This window comes from Acidovorax sp. KPB24-03 (assembly GCF_057546605.1).
Window position 1 is genome coordinate 1 of record NZ_BAAJYR010000416.1, and the last position, 3,030, is coordinate 3,030.

The following is a 3,030-nucleotide window of genomic DNA, read 5'->3' on the forward strand; positions in this document are numbered from 1 at the left end:
CGGCGTGGTCGGGCCGCAGCGCGAGCGCAGGGCGTCGATGGCCGCTTGCCGCGCTGCAGCGTCGTCGATGCGGGCGGCGTGCCGGGTCAGCATCTGCTGCGCCAGGTCCAGCAGCTTGGTGTTGAGCGTGGTGCCGGCCGCTTCGAGCAACTGCGCCACCGCGCCGCCGGGATCACCCGACAGGCTGAGCGCCACCGCGTTCTCGGCGGCCTTGTTGATCTGGGGCAGGCAGCCGCGCACGATGTCCGAGTAGTCGGGGTGGACCAGGCAGGCATTGGCCATCAGCTCGCACAGGCCGCGCGTGTTGGCGTAGCGCATGCCGATGGCGGTGACCCACGCCGGTCCCTCCTGCAGGTCGATCGAGGTGGCCGCCAGCACGGCCAGCAGGCTGCTCAGGTTGCAGGCGGCTTCGTAGTCGAAATCGCCGATGCCGATCTCGCGCGCCATGGAGCGCACCCCCGCCACGGCCTGGGCGAACTGGCGCTGCTGGATCTGCTGCAGCGCCGCCACGATTTCGCTGAAGCGCTGCACGCGGCGGCTGTCGCCATGGCGCTCCAGGATGCGCACGAAGTCGGCCATGCAGCGTTCCAGGCCCTTGCGGTCGTTGCCCGCGAAGTGCGCGAAGGCCAGCAGCACCAGCGACTGGTAGTCGAACAGCTTGGAGTCGATGCCCAGCACCGCGGCGCGCGACAGGGCCTTGGCCGCCGTTTCGCGGTCGCCCATGTAGTGGGCCATCATGCCGAGCTTTTGCAGGCGCACCACCGAGTCCGGCGTGAGGCCGCTGGCCGTGCGGTAGGTGGCCATGGCGTCCTCGAAATGGCCCATCTCGACCTGCGCGCGCCCCAGCACGTCATACGCGTCGGCGAACGAGGCGTCCTCCCCGATCAGGCCCTGCAAGGTGGTGATGGCCCGCGGCGCCTGGCCGGACTCGATCTGCGCCCGCGCCACCCCCAGTTTGGCCCAGGGCAGGGCGCGCGCCTCGATCACCGCCTCGAACAGGGTGCGGGCCTCGTCGTGCCGCGCCAGGCGCAGCAGCAGCTCGGTGCCGATGCGCGCGGCATACAGCCAGTAGGGCTTGCGCGCCTCGAAGCGCTCCACGCACAGCTGCGCGGCGGCCTCGAAGTCTTCCCGCCCGATGGCATCGAAGATCGGGCGCAGGTGGGTCTTGCGCAGGCGCGCCAGGCCCAGCCGCTCGAACAGCGCGCTGGGCGTGAAGGGCTTGAGCAGGTAGCCGTCCAGCGCGGATTCGGCCGCCTCGGCCACCGCGGCGTAGGAGGCCTCGGCGGTGACCATGAAGAACACGGTGGAAAACGGCAGCATCTGGGCGCGCCGCAGGTCGTCCAGCAGCGTCTGGCCGGACTGCCCGGATTCGGCGAAATACTGCTCGCACAGCACGTAGTCGAACACGGTGTGCTCCAGCCGGCTGCGCGCGTCCTGCACCCTGCTGCACTGCACCACGCGGTGGATGCCGTACTCGCGCAGCTGCGCCACCAGGATGCTGCGCGAGGTCGCGTTGCTGTCGATCACCAGCGCCTGGGATTCCGTGGAGTCTGGTTCTTTGGCGGTGGCCATGGCGGTGCGGCGCGCGTCCCGTTGAGCAAAGAGCACAGTGTAGGCCGCGCGGCGCGGGCCCGAGGGTGGAAAAAAGCCCCTTCCCGCAGGCTGACACCGGAACGACGCGCGCCTGCGACACAATCGCGCCATGGACCCCTCCGACATCCTGCGCGTTGCCACCTACAACATCCACAAGGGAGTACAGGGCCTGGGCCCAGCCCGCCGCCTGGAGATCCACAACCTGGGCCATGCCGTCGAGCAGCTCGACGCCGACATCGTCTGCCTGCAGGAGGTGCGCAAGATGCACCGCCGCGAGCAGCAGTACTTCCAGCGCTGGCCCGACATGCCCCAGGCCGAGTTCCTGGCGCCCGAGGGCTACGAGGCGGTGTACCGCACCAACGCCGTCACCCGCCATGGCGAGCACGGCAATGCGCTGCTGTCGCGTTGGCCGGTGATCGGGCACCGGCACGAGGACATCTCCGACCACCGCTTCGAGCAGCGCGGCCTGCTGCATGTCGAGGTCGAGATCCACGGCCGCCGCGTGCATGCCATCGTGGTGCACCTGGGCCTGATCCCCGGCAGCCGCGTGCGCCAGGTGGCGCAGTTGCAGCGTTTCATCGCCCGCGAGGTGCCGCCGGACGAGCCGCTGGTGGTGGCCGGCGATTTCAACGACTGGGGCCTGCAGGTCAAGCGCGCGCTGGCGGCCTGCGGGCTGTACGAGTACGAGGAGGCGCCCCGCACCTTCACCTACCCGGCACGCCTGCCCATGGTGCAGCTCGACCACGTGTACGTGCGCGGGCTCACGCCGCTCGGCCTGCACGTGCCGCGCGGGCGCATCTGGTGGCGCATGTCGGACCACCTGCCGCTCATCGCCGAGTTCCGCCTGTGAGCCGCGGGGGGCTTTGAGCCATGTCGCATGCCGCCGTGCTCGGCGCGGACCACCGCGTCCGCTTGCTGCAGGGGTCCGAGGAGCTGTTCGCGGCCCTCGTGGCCGACATGGACGCCGCCACGTCCGACATCCAGTTCGAGACCTACATCTTCGACTGCACCGGCACCGGCGCCGCCATTGCCGAGGCGCTGGTGCGCGCGGCCGAACGCGGCGTGCGCGTGCACCTGGTGGTGGACGGCGTGGGCACCGGCTCGCTGCCCGGCCCGTGGCCCGAGCGCTTCCAGGCCGCGGGCGTGCAGATGCAGGTGTATTCGCCGGTCGGCACGCTGGGCCTGCTGCTGCCGCACCGCTGGCGCCGGCTGCACCGCAAGCTGTGCGTGGTGGACGGCTGCGTGCTATTTTGCGGCGGCATCAACGTGCTGGACGACCTGCACGACCCCAACCACGGCGTGCTGGAAGCCCCGCGCTTTGATTTCGCGGTGCGTGCCGAGGGCCGGCTGGTGGAGCAGGCCGACGAGGCCATGCAGCACGTGTGGTGGCGGCTCAAGGCGGTGCGCGACGCGCGCCGCCACCGCCTGGCCGATGCG

Annotated in this window: 3 protein-coding genes; 2 read left to right on the forward strand and 1 reads right to left on the reverse strand. The window is 70.8% G+C overall.

Annotation, left to right across the window (positions count from 1 at the left end; all coding sequences use genetic code 11):
• On the reverse strand, positions 1 to 1,572 hold a 1,572-nt coding region (locus tag AC27KI_RS21875; protein WP_487115805.1), incomplete at its 3' end, for a response regulator.
• 130 nt (positions 1,573 to 1,702) lie between these two features.
• Here AC27KI_RS21875 and AC27KI_RS21880 point away from each other — a divergent pair.
• The gene (locus AC27KI_RS21880; protein ID WP_284405500.1) at positions 1,703 to 2,443 is read left to right on the forward strand and encodes an endonuclease/exonuclease/phosphatase family protein; all 741 of its coding nucleotides are present in this window, start codon (positions 1,703 to 1,705) and stop codon (positions 2,441 to 2,443) included.
• 20 nt (positions 2,444 to 2,463) lie between these two features.
• On the forward strand, positions 2,464 to 3,030 hold a 567-nt coding region (locus AC27KI_RS21885), incomplete at its 3' end, for a phospholipase D-like domain-containing protein (protein ID WP_487115807.1).

Coding starts and splice junctions, on each gene's coding strand:
- AC27KI_RS21880 (WP_284405500.1), top strand. CDS start 1,703: ATGGACCCCTCCGACATCCTGCGCGTTGCCACCTACAACATCCACAAG.